This window comes from Variovorax sp. W2I14 (genome assembly GCF_050435205.1).
In the GTDB taxonomy this organism is placed as follows: Bacteria; Pseudomonadota; Gammaproteobacteria; order Burkholderiales; family Burkholderiaceae_C; genus Variovorax; species Variovorax paradoxus_C.
In genome coordinates this window covers 2833211-2849173 of record NZ_JBNDJX010000001.1, presented here as the reverse complement: position 1 = coordinate 2849173, position 15963 = coordinate 2833211, and the positions used below count along the sequence as shown (strand labels likewise).

General features: G+C 64.1%; 21 protein-coding genes. 16 read left to right on the top strand and 5 right to left on the bottom strand.

Annotated features, from left to right (window positions below):
• Window positions 1–25 precede the first annotated feature (25 nt).
• The 5 genes from QF040_RS13270 to QF040_RS13250 all read right to left on the bottom strand — a co-directional run bounded on the left by QF040_RS13270 (window position 26) and on the right by QF040_RS13250 (window position 1939).
• Window positions 26–430, bottom strand: coding sequence for a hypothetical protein (locus QF040_RS13270; protein ID WP_429611409.1), 405 nt, complete (start codon window positions 428–430; stop codon window positions 26–28).
• Window positions 427–684 (bottom strand): hypothetical protein, encoded by a 258-nt coding sequence (locus QF040_RS13265; protein WP_429611408.1) that lies wholly within the window; start codon window positions 682–684, stop codon window positions 427–429. Before QF040_RS13265 ends, QF040_RS13270 begins: the two co-directional genes overlap by 4 nt.
• Entirely contained in the window at window positions 681–815 is a 135-nt protein-coding gene (locus QF040_RS13260; RefSeq protein ID WP_429611407.1) for a hypothetical protein, read from the bottom strand. The genes QF040_RS13265 and QF040_RS13260 overlap by 4 nt, the downstream gene beginning before the upstream one ends.
• Window positions 812–1210, bottom strand: coding sequence for a hypothetical protein (locus tag QF040_RS13255; protein ID WP_429611406.1), 399 nt, complete (start codon window positions 1208–1210; stop codon window positions 812–814). The genes QF040_RS13260 and QF040_RS13255 overlap by 4 nt, the downstream gene beginning before the upstream one ends.
• A 114-nt stretch (window positions 1211–1324) precedes the next feature.
• Complete coding sequence (locus QF040_RS13250) at window positions 1325–1939, bottom strand: hypothetical protein (protein ID WP_429614737.1); 615 nt, start codon at window positions 1937–1939, stop codon at window positions 1325–1327.
• On the opposite strand from QF040_RS13250, the gene QF040_RS13245 reads away from it, so the two are divergent.
• The 16 genes from QF040_RS13245 to QF040_RS13170 all read left to right on the top strand — a co-directional run bounded on the left by QF040_RS13245 (window position 1905) and on the right by QF040_RS13170 (window position 15955).
• Complete coding sequence (locus tag QF040_RS13245; protein WP_429611405.1) at window positions 1905–2129, top strand: helix-turn-helix domain-containing protein; 225 nt, start codon at window positions 1905–1907, stop codon at window positions 2127–2129. The genes QF040_RS13250 and QF040_RS13245 overlap by 35 nt on opposite strands.
• 199 nt (window positions 2130–2328) lie before the next feature.
• On the top strand, window positions 2329–2793 hold the full coding sequence (locus QF040_RS13240) for a phage regulatory CII family protein (protein ID WP_429611404.1): 465 nt from the start codon (window positions 2329–2331) through the stop codon (window positions 2791–2793).
• Window positions 2794–2796: 3 nt separating this feature from the next.
• Window positions 2797–5208, top strand: a complete 2412-nt coding sequence (locus QF040_RS13235; protein WP_429611403.1) for a VapE domain-containing protein — start codon at window positions 2797–2799, stop codon at window positions 5206–5208.
• 381 nt (window positions 5209–5589) lie between these two features.
• On the top strand, window positions 5590–5895 hold the full coding sequence (locus tag QF040_RS13230) for a hypothetical protein (protein WP_429611402.1): 306 nt from the start codon (window positions 5590–5592) through the stop codon (window positions 5893–5895).
• A complete protein-coding gene (locus tag QF040_RS13225; protein ID WP_429611401.1) occupies window positions 5892–6686 on the top strand; it encodes a hypothetical protein in 795 nt (264 codons plus the stop codon). Before QF040_RS13230 ends, QF040_RS13225 begins: the two co-directional genes overlap by 4 nt.
• A 157-nt stretch (window positions 6687–6843) precedes the next feature.
• A complete protein-coding gene (locus QF040_RS13220; RefSeq protein WP_429611400.1) occupies window positions 6844–7365 on the top strand; it encodes a hypothetical protein in 522 nt (173 codons plus the stop codon).
• Window positions 7362–9425: a phage terminase large subunit family protein gene (locus QF040_RS13215; RefSeq protein WP_429611399.1), complete on the top strand. Its 2064-nt coding sequence runs from the start codon at window positions 7362–7364 to the stop codon at window positions 9423–9425. The genes QF040_RS13220 and QF040_RS13215 overlap by 4 nt, the downstream gene beginning before the upstream one ends.
• A gap of 2 nt (window positions 9426–9427) precedes the next feature.
• The gene (locus tag QF040_RS13210) at window positions 9428–9751 is read left to right on the top strand and encodes a helix-turn-helix domain-containing protein (protein WP_429611398.1); all 324 of its coding nucleotides are present in this window, start codon (window positions 9428–9430) and stop codon (window positions 9749–9751) included.
• 84 nt (window positions 9752–9835) lie between these two features.
• Window positions 9836–10048: a phage head-tail joining protein gene (locus QF040_RS13205; protein WP_429611397.1), complete on the top strand. Its 213-nt coding sequence runs from the start codon at window positions 9836–9838 to the stop codon at window positions 10046–10048.
• A gap of 11 nt (window positions 10049–10059) precedes the next feature.
• Window positions 10060–11529: a phage portal protein gene (locus QF040_RS13200; RefSeq protein ID WP_429611396.1), complete on the top strand. Its 1470-nt coding sequence runs from the start codon at window positions 10060–10062 to the stop codon at window positions 11527–11529.
• Between the two features lie 55 nt (window positions 11530–11584).
• Window positions 11585–13708: a prohead protease/major capsid protein fusion protein gene (locus QF040_RS13195; RefSeq protein WP_429611395.1), complete on the top strand. Its 2124-nt coding sequence runs from the start codon at window positions 11585–11587 to the stop codon at window positions 13706–13708.
• Window positions 13709–13776: 68 nt separating this feature from the next.
• Window positions 13777–14139, top strand: a complete 363-nt coding sequence (locus QF040_RS13190; RefSeq protein ID WP_429611394.1) for a capsid cement protein — start codon at window positions 13777–13779, stop codon at window positions 14137–14139.
• Between the two features lie 7 nt (window positions 14140–14146).
• Window positions 14147–14470 carry a hypothetical protein gene (locus QF040_RS13185; RefSeq protein ID WP_429611393.1) on the top strand — a complete coding sequence of 108 codons (324 nt, stop codon included), beginning with the start codon at window positions 14147–14149 and terminating at the stop codon, window positions 14468–14470.
• Window positions 14471–14473: 3 nt separating this feature from the next.
• The gene (locus QF040_RS13180; RefSeq protein ID WP_429611392.1) at window positions 14474–14920 is read left to right on the top strand and encodes a hypothetical protein; all 447 of its coding nucleotides are present in this window, start codon (window positions 14474–14476) and stop codon (window positions 14918–14920) included.
• Between the two features lie 13 nt (window positions 14921–14933).
• The gene (locus QF040_RS13175) at window positions 14934–15587 is read left to right on the top strand and encodes a phage tail tube protein (protein WP_429611391.1); all 654 of its coding nucleotides are present in this window, start codon (window positions 14934–14936) and stop codon (window positions 15585–15587) included.
• On the top strand, window positions 15587–15955 hold the full coding sequence (locus tag QF040_RS13170) for a hypothetical protein (RefSeq protein ID WP_429611390.1): 369 nt from the start codon (window positions 15587–15589) through the stop codon (window positions 15953–15955). Before QF040_RS13175 ends, QF040_RS13170 begins: the two co-directional genes overlap by 1 nt.
• Window positions 15956–15963: the final 8 nt, after the last annotated feature.

The window sequence follows — 15963 nt, the reverse complement described above, 5'->3', positions numbered from 1 at the left end:
TCAATCAAGGCGGCTCGCTCGGCGCTCACAATGCGCTCCCGGCGACCTTGGCGATGGCGGCGCGGGCGATGTCGCCAAGCGCGGCCGGCACATCGACCAGATTGCCGTCTGCCTCGCGCGACAGCCGTTCGATCTGCTTCAACGCGGCGATCGCCTGCGCCATCAGCTCATCGCGGTCATCGAACGGCGCCAGCTCGTGAGCGGGAACATGCTGATGCCAAATGCTGATCGCTCGGTCTTCGGCACTGCGCGCCGGGATGACGATCGGGGCGTCAAGCACGAGGTCGGCTTGCAGCACGCGATCGCTGTCGAGTGAGAGCCCGCGCAATACGCCTGTGACGCGCTCTCCAAGGTGATCGCGATGGCGAACGCGCTGGCCGATGCGGAGCGAGATCTCGATGCCGGGCCCCGGCGTGTGCTGCGCGCTCATGATTGCGGCACCAGCTGGATGTCGCCCAACGCGACGCCGACCAGTGAAGGCGCGACAGGCGCGCAGCCCCACTCGACCAGCTTCATGTCCGCGAGGTGGCCGTCATACGGCGTCACGCACAGCTGGTGTTCCCCGAACGACGGAAGCTCGTGAGGCGAGTCGAACAGGAAGTGCGGCTGGTCGATCGAGACCGGCGCGGCCTTCTGGTCGCGGATCACCTTGTCCAGGTGCTTGAGAACGCGATGGGTGCTCATCGTGTGCATCCCGGTGCTCGCTGAGCCACGCGCGTGTCCCAGTCGGCTCTATTGGCTTCGTCGATGGCGTCGACCAGGCCATACAGAAACACGAGGCCCACGATCCCGGCAGCGACCGCGAGGGCCTTCATTGGGGCACCTCTACCAGGTTGCCGAAGTCATCGACGGTGCTGAAGCCCGTCGTCCGCCAAGGACGGCCACTCTCATCGAAACGCGAGGCGGTCCACTCGTACAGCCCAGGGCGGCTCCAATTTCCGTGTCGCTCCCACGTGAACGCCGCCGTGAACTGGAGGCCGGTGTGTGGCGTCCACGCGAAGTCGCTGTCTTCACGGATCCAGGGGGGCTCGGTATCGGGGACCAGCAACTGCAGCACGTCGCAGAGGTTGGCCCGGCGCAACTGCAGAAGCAGCGGCGCGACGCACTGCTGGGGATCGTCCTCGAAACCTTCGAGGAAGCCGATACACCTGTTGAGCAGCGTGCTTAGCGGCTGGGGTGCCGCGGCTGCGGCTGGGAAGGGTATGACCATTTCGGCCTCCGTCGTTGTGACGGGGCCGATTATGCAAACTCACCTAACCTATGTCAAAGCAAATTTGCATAAGTCAATCGCGACATCGGTTCAGTGAGGCCGAATCGTAGAATTTCAGCCTCCGCTGAAACTGGAGGACTTGGCCGGTTGTCCGTTTCCCGGCTCTCCCAGAAGACGGTCTATTCGTTCTGCAGCGCGGGCCGCATCATCGGGATCGTTCACCATGTCAGCGAGCAGCGAGGCGACGGCCTTCCGAGCGGGTGCATCGTACGGAGCCAGAGCCTTTCCAAGCTGAAGCACAAGCTCATGGATTGACAATGGGCGGGCCGCCGAGCGGATCGGCGTTGGCGCGCTGCTCGCGCGATTTTCGTTTGTATTGCCATCGCTCGCACTGAGCAATCCGCGAGCGATCGCAACTTCCTCGGCTGCCTCATCATCTAGAAAGGCCTCGACCCGTAGGCCGTAGTGCTTGGCCACTGGGTCCAGGGTCGACCATCGCGGGTTTCGCGTCTTGCCGTCAACGAAGCGCTGAATCTGAGATTGCAGCGAACGATTCTGAAGAGCGTCCGCGAGCGAGTTCGGGTTCTCGCCCGCCTGTGCCATCAGTGCCCGCAGTAGTTGCCGCCCATTCATTTGGCGACTATGCAGCATTGAGTAATGCAAAATCGTTGCCGATGCTAGGCAAACATGCATAATGCCGGCCATGAGCAAGACGTCGGAAATGATCAAGCGGCTTCGTCATCGGGGCCTGTCCGGTTCGGAAATCGCACGCCGCTCCGGGGTATCGCAATCTCGAATCTCTCGCTGGGAGAACGGGGCAGTGCCGGCTGCGGCCGACGACGTCTGGAAGCTCCAGGAGCTAGAGCAAACGCTCGGGACGCTCCCGCCTCCAGAACCCGACGCTGCCGCTGAGGCGTGATGGCGATCGCCCTCTGTTTTCACCCCGTCGCCGTGAACAACGGCGTGCTCGTTTCCATTCCTCCCTCCTCCTTCGCCGCGCGCGGGAAGGTGCGCGGTGTTGGGCTTGCCGAGGCGGCGGGGTCCTTGTGTTTTCGTCATGCAGGCAGTCTCCCGCACTGCAGCATGACTGTCAGTAACGATGAAAGAGAGCCGTCGTAATGGCCATGGATGTGAAGGTTGCCGCGTTCAACGTGGCGCACGACTTCGAGGGGGGCGTCGTCGCACTCGCCCCGCAGATCGGTAAGAACCACAACACGCTCAACGCCGAGGTCGCTGGCATTGGCAGCGCCAAGTTGGGCCTCTTCGACGCAGTGAAGATGACGTTGCGAGCCAAGGACTTCCGCATCCTGGATGCCTTCAACGCGGTGTGCGGCCGAATGTCCATCCCGCTGCCCGATATGCTGGACGTCGAAGGCGACGACTGCATGCGCGCGCTGGCCGAGTCGTCGCGTGAGTACAGCGAGCTCGTGTCCCTGACCTGTTCTTCGTTGGCCGACGACGGCGCCGTTTCTGACAACGAGCTGCAGAAACTGCAGACCGAGGCAGGGCAGGCCATCAAGGCGATCAATGCCTTGATGGCGGCCGCGACCAAGCGCAACCAGTTGGGCAAGCCGGCGGCGTAGAGGATGCCCGACGACATCCAGTTTCCACCGACAGACCCACCGGTGTGGGATGGCATACCCGCCTCTCTTGCGACCCGACAGCAATGGGTGTTGTGGAAGTTCGAGTGGAAGGACAAGTCCAAGCCCGGCGAGGGCAAGCCGGTCAAGATGCCGTATTACGTCCAGGGTGGGCGCCGCGCTGGTGGGCAAGGCTCTGACAGCGATCGCATGCGCCTGGCAACGCTGCAGGTCGCACGCCGAGCCTACGAGCGTGGCGGCTACGACGGTGTCGGTTTCGGATTCCTGCCAGGCGACGGGCTGATCGGCGTCGACCTGGACGGCCAACTCGAGGCGACCGGCGGATGGTCCGACCGCTGCCGCAACATCGTGGCCGCTTGCGACAGCTACACCGAGATCTCGGTGAGCGGCAAGGGCGTGCACTCGATCGTCGAGGGGCACACCGACACCAACAAGAGCAACGACATCGGTGTCGAGGTGTTCTGCGGTAGCCAGTATTTCATCTGCACGGGCAAGCGCTTCCCGAACACGCCCGACGAGATCCGCCCGATCAGCGAGCTGGCGTTGAGACGTCTGCACAAGACGATCAACGATGCGAAGGAGGCCGCGCAGGCGGCCAAGCGTCCAACGCCTTCGCCGGCGCGAGCACCGGCCGCCGCCGTACCAGGCGGGCAGGCGGGCGACGACTTTCAACGCGTCAAAGACGCGGCCATGCAGAACCTGGCTGCCTGGGTGCCGAAGCTGTTCGGCGGCCGCGAGCAGCCGCACAATTTTCCGAGCGGGCCCGGCTTCCGCGTCACATCGAAGGCGCTCAGCCGCGACCTGCAGGAGGATCTCTCGATCTCGCCGGAGGGCATCGTCGATTGGGGCGTGGCCGACATGGGCGACGCGAAGCAAGGTGCTCGCACGCCGATCGACCTGGTCATGGAGTGGCTGCCGGCAGCGAAGCCGGCCGACGCGTTGAAGTGGCTGGCCCCGCATGTCGGCGTCGAACTCACGAAGCCAGCGCGGAGCGCCAGAAATCGCGACACGCCGGCTCCCGCTGGGGGAGCGGGGGGTGGGGGTGATGGCGGCATGCCGCCGCCGCGCGACGACGACCAGGATGAAGAGTACGACCGCGAGGACGTGAAGGCTTTGCTCGTGAAGGGCAAGGGCGGTCGACCAGAGGACTGCCGCGAGAACGTCCTGTACTGCGTGCTCAACGATCCTGCACTCAAGGGGCTCATCAAGAAAAACGACTTCAGCCAACTGTTGGAGCGCACGAAGGATGCGCCGTGGGGTCGGCCCGCCGGCGAGTGGGACGAAGAGGACGATCTGATGCTGGGGGAGTACCTCCTGCGCATGTACCGCCTCGGCATCAAGGGCAAAGGCACCTTGCGCGACGGCGTTTTGATGGCCGCACGGCTGAGCAAGTACAACCCGATCCACGATTGGATCAACGCCGAGAAGTGGGACGAGACTCCCCGCATCGAGCATTGGCTCGTCGACGTGTTCGGCGTCGACGATCGACCATACACCCGGCTCATTGGCAAGTGCTTCATGATGGGCTTGGTGAAGCGAGCGATGCAACCGGGCTGCAAGTTCGACTACATGTTGATCCTGAAGGGCGAGCAGGGCCTTTCTAAGTCCACGGCCTTTCGGGCACTGGCGTTCCCTTACTTCACCGACAACGCAATTCGCGTCGGCGACAAAGACAGTCTGATGGCGATGCAGTTGGCTTGGATCGTCGAGTCGGCCGAGCTCGAGTCACTCAACAAGTCCGAGTCGACGCAGATCAAGCAATTCCTCTCCGCATCGGAGGACTGGTTTCGCCCGCCCTACGGAGGGCAGATGCGCAAGCAGCCGCGGCACTCGGTGAACGTCGGAACGACAAACGCCGACACGTTCCTGAAGGACGCGACAGGCGACCGCCGCTTCTGGCCCCTCGAGGTTCACGAGGTCAACGTCGAGGTTCTGATCGCCATGCGTTCGCAGCTGCTGGCCGAGGCCCTCCACCGGATCAATGCGGGGGAGCGGTACTGGCCGACTCGTGATGAGGAGCGGGAGCTTGTGTTCCCCGAGCATGCGCCGTTCAAGCGTGTCGACGAGTGGGAGAACGTGCTCGATGAGTATGTCAATGACACGAGCCGGCCGCACCTCAACGATGTGGCCCGTATCGATCGCGAGTTCTTCCCGAGCACCGAGATCTACGACAAGGCGCTCAGCATCAAGGCCGACCGCATCGACGGCAATGGCCAGATGGACACCCGCATCGTCAACTGCATGAAGGCGCTCGGGTTCAAGAAGCACAGGGAGACCACGGGCAAGCGCAGGCGCGGCTATCTGCGCCTGGCGCCCGACGTCCCGCAACCTTTGCCAGCGGCAGCCGGTGATCCGCCTGCCTTTGGCGACGAGGAGGGCAATGACCTCCCGTTCTGACATCAACACTGCGCGTCTGGCTGGATGCCACGCGGATCGGTCTCGCCCCGGCGAGGTGGACGTCTATGCGTCTGCCCCTCTGGTCCTGACGCCACCGCCGTCCAGCCCGTCCACCCTACGTCCACCCGGGGGTGGACGGCGCAAGTTGTTGATTCTGTTGGGCAAATACCCCATCCGTCCACCCGTCCAGCCCTTTCGGGGTTTCTCGCTCACACACCGGCGCAGGCGCGCAGACAGGCGGGCGCGTGTCTGCGCGCGTACGCGGGCGCAGCTCACCCACACACCTTGGTCGGGTTGGACGGATGGACGGAATGAGCAGCCATGCGGGTTTGCGCCGTCCACCTCACGTCCAGCACCGACCGTCCTCGAGAGGAAAGAACCATGAACCAACCAGCACCGAAGGTCGACATGCGCAGCACGATGCCCGACACGGCCGATTGGATCGGCCAGAAGCGGCTCGATTGGGGCAGGGCGCACGTTGACGACTGCCTGCGCCGCGCAACGATCGACAAGCAGCCGGGATTCTTCTACGCGATGGAGCGTGGGCACGTCGTCGGCACGCCGTTCCCTGCCGATCACCCGGCTGCACAAGCGCAGCGGTACGCGGTACTGAATGGCTGCACGTTCGCCGTGTTCATGCTGGAGCCCGCCGCCGTGCAGGCGTCTGCACCGGGGAGCGGATCATGAGGATTGATGTCCGCGACAACTTTCCCGAGGTCAAGCGCGCGCTGGCCGAGCAGCAGGCGCAGATGCCGTTCGCCTTGGCCCTCGCACTGACACGCACCGGCCAGGATGTGCGTGCAGCAGAGAAGGCTGAGATCACGTCGGTGTTCGATAGGCCTACGCGCTACACACTCAATTCCCTGTTCCTGCAGCCGGCGACCAAGCAGAAGCTTGAGGCTCGCGTGTGGGTCAAGGACACCGAGCGTCCGGACCACTACCTGCTGCCGCAGATCAACGGAGGCAACCGTCCGCTCAAGCGCTTCGAGCAGCTGCTCGTGCAGCGTGGGCTGATGCGCAGCAGCGAGCGCGCAGTGCCAGGGGAAGCCGCCAAGCTGGATGGGTACGGCAACATGGGCCGCGGCCAGATCGTCAAGATCCTGAGCCAGCTGCAGGCCTTCAACCTGGCGGGCTCCACAGCCAATGCGAGCAGCAGCAAGCGGAGCAAGGCCAAGAGGGCACGCGCGGTCTACTTCGTGAGCACCGGGCCCGGCACGCATCCCTATGGTCGCCACTCGTGGAGCAAGGGACGCATGGCGCAGACGCTGCCTCGCGGCGTGTGGGTGCGCAAGCCCGACGCCGTGATGGGCTCGAAGGTATCGCCTGTCCTGCTCTTCGTCTCGCGTGCCACCTACCGCCCTCGCTGGCGATTCGCCGAGGTGGCAGAGGCAACGGTGCAGCGTGTCTTCCAGGGCCACATCAACGCGGCCCTGGCCCAGGCCCTGCGCACGGCACGACCTGCAGGAGGGGCGCGATGACCCTCGGCCAGACGCACCAAGGTGGGGCGCCCCGCCCCCCCGTTACGGGTCCTTCCAAAAAACCCCTGAGTACGGGTAATTCGAACCCCGTTCGCGCGCCAGTGTGTGGCCGGCGACTAAGTTAACGGATAGGTGAACAGTGTCCAAAGTTAACTTGATGACCCTCGCCGACTATGCGAAGCATCGCGCGTGCTCGCCGGCCGCGGTCACGAAGGCTGCGCAGGCTGGCCGGATCTCGCTCATCGACGGCAAGATCGATCCGATGATCGCCGACGCACAGTGGAAGGCGAACACTCGCGCGCGAATGCCAGCTCGCGCAGCGCGCGACGATGCCGGCCTGCCGGCGGAGGGTGCAGTCGGCGGATCGGAAGTGGCGCCAGAAAGCGAAGGCTACTGGAACTCTCGCGGGCGTCGGGAAGCTGCGGAAGCCGAAATGGCGGAACTCAAGCTCGCCGAGCAGCGTAAAGAATTAATCAGGGTTTTGGCAGTCGAAACCGTCTGGGCTGGGCTGCTCGCTGCGGCTCGGGAACACCTGCTGCAAATCCGGGCCCGCCTGGCCCCGTTGCTGGCCGCTGAATCCGACGTGTTCAAGATCGAGCAGATGCTCGATGCAGAGCACAACCAGGCATTGCAGATGCTGTCGGCTGCCGACGTTCGCAGTGAAGGGGATTCCGCGTGAGCGCTCGCGATCTCCCTTCCGATGAAATCCGGGCTGTCGAGATCCTGGATCGTGTGAAGGCGCGCTATCTGGCACCGCCTCCTCGGGTCGACACGGCGCAATGGGCCAACACCTACCGAAAGATCGCGAAGGGCCCGGAGCGTGGGCAGTGGCGCAATTCGCGAACCCCCTACCTGGTCGAGCCGATGACTTGCGTCAGCGCGTTCTCGCCGTACGAGCGGATCGTGCTGATGTTCGCAACGCAGCTCGGGAAAACAGAGGTGCTCTACAACGGGATCATGCAGCGGATCCACACCGATCCGCAGGACATGATGATGGTCCAGCCGACGCTGCAGGACGCACAGGACCATAGCGGCCAGCGCTTCCTGCCGACCGTGATTCAGACGCCGATCCTCGAAGGCCTCGTGGCTGTCCAACGCAGTCGCGACGAGAGCAGCAGCTGGCGCGCACGCAGCATTCAGGGCGGCTTCGCGGTGTTCTTCGGCGGCGCGAACAGCGCGAGCTCGCTAGCCTCGAAGCCGCTGGGCTTTGCAACTGCGGACGAGGTCGACAAGTGGCCGGCCGACGTCGACAACCAAGGGCCACCGCTTGGCCTGCTCGAAGAGCGGATGAGCAACTTCAGTCGTCGGAAGCTGATTGTTGCCAGCACGCCCACCATCCGCGGAGCCAGCGTGATCGAGGCGGAATACCTGCTCACGGATCAGCGGCGCTATCACGTGCCGTGTCCACACTGCGGCCATCGGCAGATCCTCGTATGGGGAAACGATCAGGAATTCGGAATCAAATGGCTGCGAACGGCCAGCGGCGAGCCGCGGCCGGAGACCGCTGTCTACATCTGCTGCAATCGTGAATGTGGTGCAGCGATCGAGGAGCACTCGAAGAAGGAGATGCTCGCCGAGGGGATCTGGATCCCGGGCATGCCTGGGGCGGCACGGGGCCTGCGCGCGGGCTTTCACTTGAACAAGCTGTACAGCCCATTGGGTTGGAAGTCATGGGCATCACTCGTCGAGAAATGGAACTCGGCTCTCAAAGAGCAGAAGGCCGGGAAGATCGCGCCGCTGAAGGAATTCAAGAACTCGAGCCTGGCCGAGACTTGGAAAGACGAAGGTAGCGGTGCCGACAGCGAAGTCTTGCGACGACGCGCTGAAAGCTATGAACTCGGCAAGGTCCCGATGCGTGGCTTGCTGCTGGCCATGGGCGTCGATACCCAGCCGGATCGACTTGAAGCACGAGTCTGGGCGTACGGCCGCGGCGAGGAGAGCTGGCTAGTCGAGCGCTACATCATCTACGGCGACCCGAACCTCGACGAAAACACCGAGGGTTCGCCGTGGACCAAGCTGACCGAGATCCGTCGAACTCCGGTGTTGCATGCGAGCGGCGCACAGATGCTCATAGAGGCCACTTGTGTCGACTCCGGTGGCCACAACACGCATGCCGTGTACAGCTACTGCCGTAACCATGCACATGCGCACGTGCTGGCCATCAAGGGTGCGAGCCAGTACGGCAAGCCGGTGCTGGGCAAGCCCAGCATGATCGATATCAATTGGCGCGGAAAGTCCATCTCGCGCGGAGTCAAGCTCTGGCCGATCGGCACTGACACCGCGAAGCATCTGCTCTACGGCCGCATGCGACTCACCGCAGCCGGTCCGGGCTTCGTGCATGTGCCAAAAGCGGTCAGCGACACCGACGAATTCGAGCAGATGACCGCCGCCAGGTTGCTGCCCGTCGTGGTGCAGAACAAGCCGTCCATGCGGTGGATCACTCAGCAAGGGACGCGCGAGGAAGCGGGTGACTGCATGGTCTACGCCTACGCCGCAGCGTGTTTCCTAGGCATGGCCAACTTCCGAGAGCCCAGTTGGCTGCGCCGGGAACAACGGTACGCGCCGGTCAACGCAGACCTCTTCGGCTCCGACCTGGCCCAGCCCGAGACGGACAAGACCGAGGAGACGTCCGAAGGATCTCCCGTGCAGACGTCTGCACTGACAGAGCCGCCCCCGCCGGAAACGCAGCCGACGCCGCGAGGCAACCCTAACCGCCCTGCGTTTTCACGCGATTGGTAACCATGACGCAAAGACCCAACCCTACGCCTAAGCTGCAGGAGCTGATCGACCGCGAACCCGACCTGGTCGACCGGATCTTCGAGTACCTCCTCTCCGAGTTTCCCCAGATCGCCGGCGTGAAGCTCGAGGCGACAAAAAACGCCGTACGCGAAGAGTTCCGGGGCGAAGAGGTGTACATCGCTGCTCGGCCCGCGAGCGCCAAGCACCAGTTGGCACAGGACGTCCTGGCCCTCTTCAACGGCCGCAACGCCCGCGAGGTTGCGAGGCGTCTGAACATCAGCAGGGCCACCGTGTACCGGCTCATCAAGCAACCTGGAGAGCGCTGAAACAGTCTCAGCTTTCCGGGAAATGAGACGCCACGACCTGTACGGTCGCCGGCGTACCGACCGCACACTGAACCAGGATTCCACATGGCCTACACCACCGACGATCTCGACGCCATCAAGCGCGCTATCTCCAGCGGCGAGCTCACTGTCTCGCACAACGGGCGCACGGTCACGTATCGATCCATCAACGATCTGTTGAAAGCCAAGGCCGACATTGAAGGTGAGCTCAACGCCGGGGCAGGGAACCGGACCGGCGGCAGCTACCGCTTCAATTTCCAGACTCTGCGGGGCGAATGATGCGCAACCCAGTGGATATCGCCGTCGGCTTTTTCAGTCCCGAAGCGGGTCTGCGCCGCTTCTACAAGCGTGCCATGCTGACCCGCGCCTACGAAGGGGCCAGCAAGCGCGACGGGTGGAGGCCGAAGCGGCCGGGAGCGTCGGCGAACACCGATCACGCCGCCGACGCGGCAACGCTTCGGGCCCGCTCGCGATCCCTCGTACAGAACGTCCCCTATGTTGCACAGGGCATGCGATCGCTCGTGGCCAACGTGATCGGCACAGGGATCACGCCGCGATGGAAGGGTGTCGACGAAAAGAAGCTCAATGAGCTCTGGCGCCAGTGGGGGCCATACGCTGACGCGGACGGCCGCCTCGACATCTACGGTCTGCAAGCTGCGGCTTACCGCGCGGCTCAGCAGGACGGCGAGGTCCTGGTCCGCAAGCGCATGCGGCGCGTCAGCGATGGGTTCCCGGTACCGATCCAGTTCCAGCTGCTCGAGATCGACTGGCTCGACTCGTCGAAGAACGAAACGCGCAACGGCCGCAGTATCGTGAACGGCATCGAGTACGACGTGCTGGGCCGAGTGATGGGCTACTGGCTGTTTGATGCGCACCCGGGAGAAACGACTCCCCTCAGGGGCATTCGTGGTGCGAGCAGTTTCGTCGGTGCGGAAAACATCATCCACCTGTTCAAGCCGGAGCGACCGGGCCAAGGTCGAGGCTTCCCTCGCTTGTCGCCAGTCATCGCATGGATTCGTGACCTACGACTCTACCAAGACGCCGAGCAGCAGCGCAAGAACCTGGAGACCCGGTTGTCCGTCCTCGCGACCGGCGACGTTTCGGAGATGGCGAATCCACCGGAAGCCGGCGGTGCGCCCGATCAAGCAGAGGCACGAAGGACGGGCGAGCTCGGATCGCTGGCCAGCGGCGGCATCACCCAGATTCCGCAAGGCTTGAATCTGACGGTGGTCAAGCCGGAGGCCGCTCCTGGGTATGTCGACTATGTCGTGCACATGCTGCATCTGATTGCCGCCGGCTTCGGTGTGACCTACGAGATGATGACCGGTGACGTCTCCGAGGTGAACTTCAGCAGTGCACGCATCCGAATGATCGACATCCGGCGCGAGTACGAAATGGAGCAATGGACGGAGCTCGTGCCGATGCTCTGCAATCCAATTTGTCGCGCGTTCGCCGATGCCGCCGAACTGGCGGGATTGGCGCGGGCGAACTACGACGTCGACCACGCAATGCCAAAGTGGGACTACGTCAATCCTGCGCAGGATGTTCGCGCGGACCTGGACGAGATCGCAGGCGGCCTGTCCAGCATCAGCGAAAAATTGAGGCGCCGTGGCTACAAGCCTGATGAGGTGTTCGCCGAGCTCGCCGAAGACATCGAGAAGCTGAGAAAGCTGGGCCTCCTCGATGTGCTTCTTGCTTTGCAAAACTCGCGTTCGGTAGCCGATGGCAATGCACCGAAGCCAGCCAAGTTCGAGGCTTAAAAAGTTGTCTCAGTTTTCCTGAACTTGAGACAGGCGGTCGCGCACAGTCGCGGCCATGCCTGAAACCACCGCCACCATCGAACGCCGTCGCGAGGATCTCCCGCTCGCCGATCGCAGCATGGAAATTCGCAGTTTCCAGCGCGCCACGGACGAAACCGCGGATGGCAACGCGCCGCTCGCAACCGCTGAACTCGTCTTCACGACAGGCGCAGCCGTGCGGCGCTACGACTGGTTCCGCGAGCGCTACTACCTCGAGCAGCTCGTGGTGGAAGACGGCGCGATGCGTCTCGACCGAATGAAGCGAGGTGTCGCGCTTCTTAACTCGCACTCATCGTGGGACATCGAGGACCAGCTCGGCGTGGTCGAGAACCCGGTGATTGAAGCGGGGCAGGGTGTGGCCGACGTTTCTTTCTCCCGCCGTGAGTCCGTTGCGGGCTATGTCCAGGACGTCGCCGATCGAATCATCCGCAGCGTGTCGGTGGGCTATGTCCGCCACGCCATCGAGATGGTTCCGCCCGCCAATGAAAACGATCTCTGGGTGTATCGCGTCGTCGATTGGGAGCCCTACGAGGTCTCTCTCGTCGCGATCCCGGCCGATGCCGGTTCACAGATCCGCTCGGACGGACAGCACCCTGCCGGACAAGAGGACCGCGCGCTCGAGCGGCGGTTCCCTTGCGAGTTTCTCGAGCATCGCTCCCTCTCTGTTTCGCCCACGGTGGGCATTACCGCCGCAACTTCAACCCGAAAGGAACCTTCCATGACTGGAACCACTGCCGCCGGCGGCGCCCCCGCAACCGGTACCCCCACTGGCGCGCTGACCGATGAACAACGCGCGGCACAAGCGGAGACCGAGCGCGCAAACACCGAAGCGGCACAGCGCGCCCAGCAGGCCGAACAGCAGCGCTCGGCGGAAATTACAGACGTCTGCACGCGGCATGCGGTGGGCCACCTGGCCGCCGGGCTCATCCGTTCGGGCGGGACCGTCGAAGCCGCCCGCGCAGCAGTGCTGGACGAGCTGGCCCGTCGCGACGCCGCATCCGGCGGTCACCGCAACGTGCGGATCGAAACCGTCAGCGACGAGCAGCAAACGCGCATGGCAGGCATCCAGGAGGCCCTGCTCAGCCGGATCGACCCGCGCGCCCAGCTGACGGACAACGGCCGGCAATACCGCGGCATGAGCCTTGTCGAGATCGGCCGCGACATGTTGGAGGCTGCAGGCCACAGCACGCGCGGTCTGTCGCGCCTCGAGATCGCGGGCCGCATGCTGCAGGTCCGATCCACCGGCTACCAAGGCACGTCCGACTTTTCGGCGCTGCTCTCGAACGTGGCAGGACGTCGTCTGCGCGATGCGTACACGCAATCGCCGACGACTTACCAGATGTGGGCCCGCCGCGCGCCTAACGCGCCGGATTTCAAGGACATCACGGTCGTGCAGCTTTCGGGTGCGCCCGAGCTCCTGCGCACGAACGAGCATGGCGAGTTCACCTACGGCACGCTCAAGGATGGTGCCGAGACCTACAAGGTTGTCACCTACGGCCGCATCGTCGCGCTCACGCGCCAGGCCATCGTCAACGACGACCTGCGCGGCTTCGATCGCCTGCTGCAGGCTTTCGGCGACAGCGCCCGACGCTTGGAAAACCGCCTCGTCTATGCGCAACTCACCGACAACCCGACGATGGCCGACGGCGTGGCTCTCTTCCATGCAAACCACGGGAACCTCGGCACCGCCGGCACCGTGTTCGACGACATCACAAAGCTGGGCGTCGCGCGCACCGCGATGCGCAAGCAGACGGGCATGCAAGGCGAACTGCTCAACATCGCCCCGCGTTACCTGATCGTCCCGGCCTCCCTGGAACAGACCGCGTACCAGTTCACCAGTTCGAACTACGTGCCGATCGTCCCGGGCCAGGTCAACGAATTCCGCACCGGTGGCCGGACTGCGCTGGAGCCGATCGTCGAGCCGCTGCTGGATGCCAACAGCGCCACCGCCTGGTATCTGGCGGCGGACTCCGCGCAAATCGACACCGTCGAGTACGCGTACCTGGACGGTGCCGAAGGTCCGGTCATCGAGTCCGAGGTCGGCTTCGAAGTCGACGGTGTGAGCTTCAAGGCTCGCCTCGACTTCGCGGCGAAGGCCACGGACTACCGCGGTCTGCGCAAGTCGACCGGCGCGGCCTGATCGACCGAACCTGATTCAGGCGCCACAAGCGCCCTTGTCCATCAGCACTCAAACGAGGTACTTGAACCATGAACAACTTTCAACAACGCGGCGATGTAATTCGCCTCACTGCCATCGCTGCTGCGGTGGCATCCGGCCAGGTTGTGCGAGTCGGCAACCTGCTCGGTGTCGCCAATCACAAGGCCGCAATCGGGGCCGAGCTGGAGTGCAACCTGCGGGGCGTCTACGTGGTGCCCAAGGTCGCCGGGGCGGTCATTGCCCAGGGAGAAACGCTCACCTGGGATGCCTCCGCCGCAGCCTTCGACGACAACCTGGCCGTAGCTGCGGCGGGCGATGTGACCGGCGCGGCAGCAGTTGCATTCGAGGCGGCCGGCAACGGAGTCACTTCGATTGCGGTGCTGTTCACGGGCGTTCCCGGCACCCTGACCTGATCGCGCGATGCTCGCATCCTTTGCTGCCCTCGAAGCCCGCGTGAACGCGGCCGTCATCACGTATCTGTCCAACCGGATCGTGACGGTGGCGCCGTCGGCTTCTCCTTCGTTTGAGGGCATGTTCGAGGATGTGGGCGCGGCCGAGCTCGAAGGGCTTGTGCAGGCCACGCAGCCGCGGCTGACCGCGTCCCTGGCGGACTGGCCGGAACTGCCGCGCGGCACTCAGATTTCGCTGCTGAACCCGGCCACTCTCGCCGTCCACGACTTCGTGATTGCCGATTCCAACCGCGATGGCGCGGGCTTTGTCGTCTACGCGTTGCGTACGCCCTGAGCCATGGATCACGTCCAGCAACAGATCATCGACGGCGCGAAGGCGGCCCTCATTGCCGCCGCCACAGCTGCAGGCAACAACGTGTTCACCGATCGCGTCGATCCATTGCAGCCTTCAGAGATCCCGGCCTTGCTGATCGAAGAGGCCCCGTCCGGTGAGCAGGTCGAGCCGCAAACGATCCACGGGGGCGAGCAACGCACGTATTCCTTCATGGTTACGGCCGTTGTCGAGCATTCCAGCGAGTACGGCCGACGAGCGCGTGACCTGGGCCTCCAGGTCGAGAAGGTCCTTGGCGTTCCGACATACGCGATTCCAAAGCCAGGTCGAACCCGCATCGTCGCATCTCGAATGGTCTTGAGCGGCGAGGGCGATCGCGTGCTGGCCGCCCGCGAGCAGACCTGGCAAACCACTTACACAACCCGGCGCGGCGCGCCGGACATCGCCCTTTAACAGGAGCAATCTCATGTCCGAATATCAAGTCTGGTCCGAGGTACAGGTCGACGTGCAGTCCGCGTTGGCCGTGGCCACTCCGATCACATCCATCTCGAAGGCGAACCCGGCTATCGCCGCTGCCGTCGATCACGAGTTCGTCGCTGGCGACATCGTCTTGCTGCGCGTGAAGGGATTCAACGACCTCGACTACGCCGTGGTCCGCGTCGGCACGGTCGTGGCCGATGTGTCCTTCGCGCTTGAAGGTATTGACACCAGCGACTTCACGGGTGCCTTCATCTCCGGCACGGCCAGCAAGATCACCTTCGGTGTTAGCGCAGCGACATTCACCGAGGTGACGCCCAGCGGTGGGGAGCCCACGAAGGTCCTGTTCCAGACCATTCACATGAAGCGAGGCTTTAACAAGCCGGGCGCGGAGTCTCCGCTGGTGTACGGCTTCGGCTCGCTGTGGGATGTCGCCGATCCGGCGCTTCTCGCCCTGCAGGCGGCCTCGCGCAAGGGCCGCGTCCTAGCCGTGCGGTTCATGTTCCTCGACGGAACGACCGTCCTCTTCGCAGGGCAGCCGAGCGTGAACCTCGCGCCAGCCGGTTCCGCAGGCGCTGCGGTGACCACGCCCGTCAGCATCGACGTGCGTGGCTGGCTGCAGGCCTACGCAGGGGACGAGTAATGGTCCTGAACCGTCGCCAGGCCAAGGTTCCCCAGCTGCCGCAGCAGATCGAGCCTTGCGAAGAGCTGGGCGGCGATGTGGTCGTCCGCGGGCTGCTCCTGTCGAAGCGCATGGAAATCGACGAGATCAACGACAAGGCCAAGGTGCCGCTGGAGGGCGAAACCGATGAAGAAGCCCGCACGCGCGCCGGAAAGCTGGTCATTCCTCGCACGCTCCACGCTTGCGTTGTCGACGATGAGGGTGAGCCGGTCCTGTCGCCCGAGCAGTGGGACGTCTTCGGCGGCGCGCATCGAGCCACGACCTACCGGTTGTTCGAGATCGCGCTTCGGATGTGCGGCCGCATCACCGAGGACGTCCGAAAAAACTAGCGGCCCAG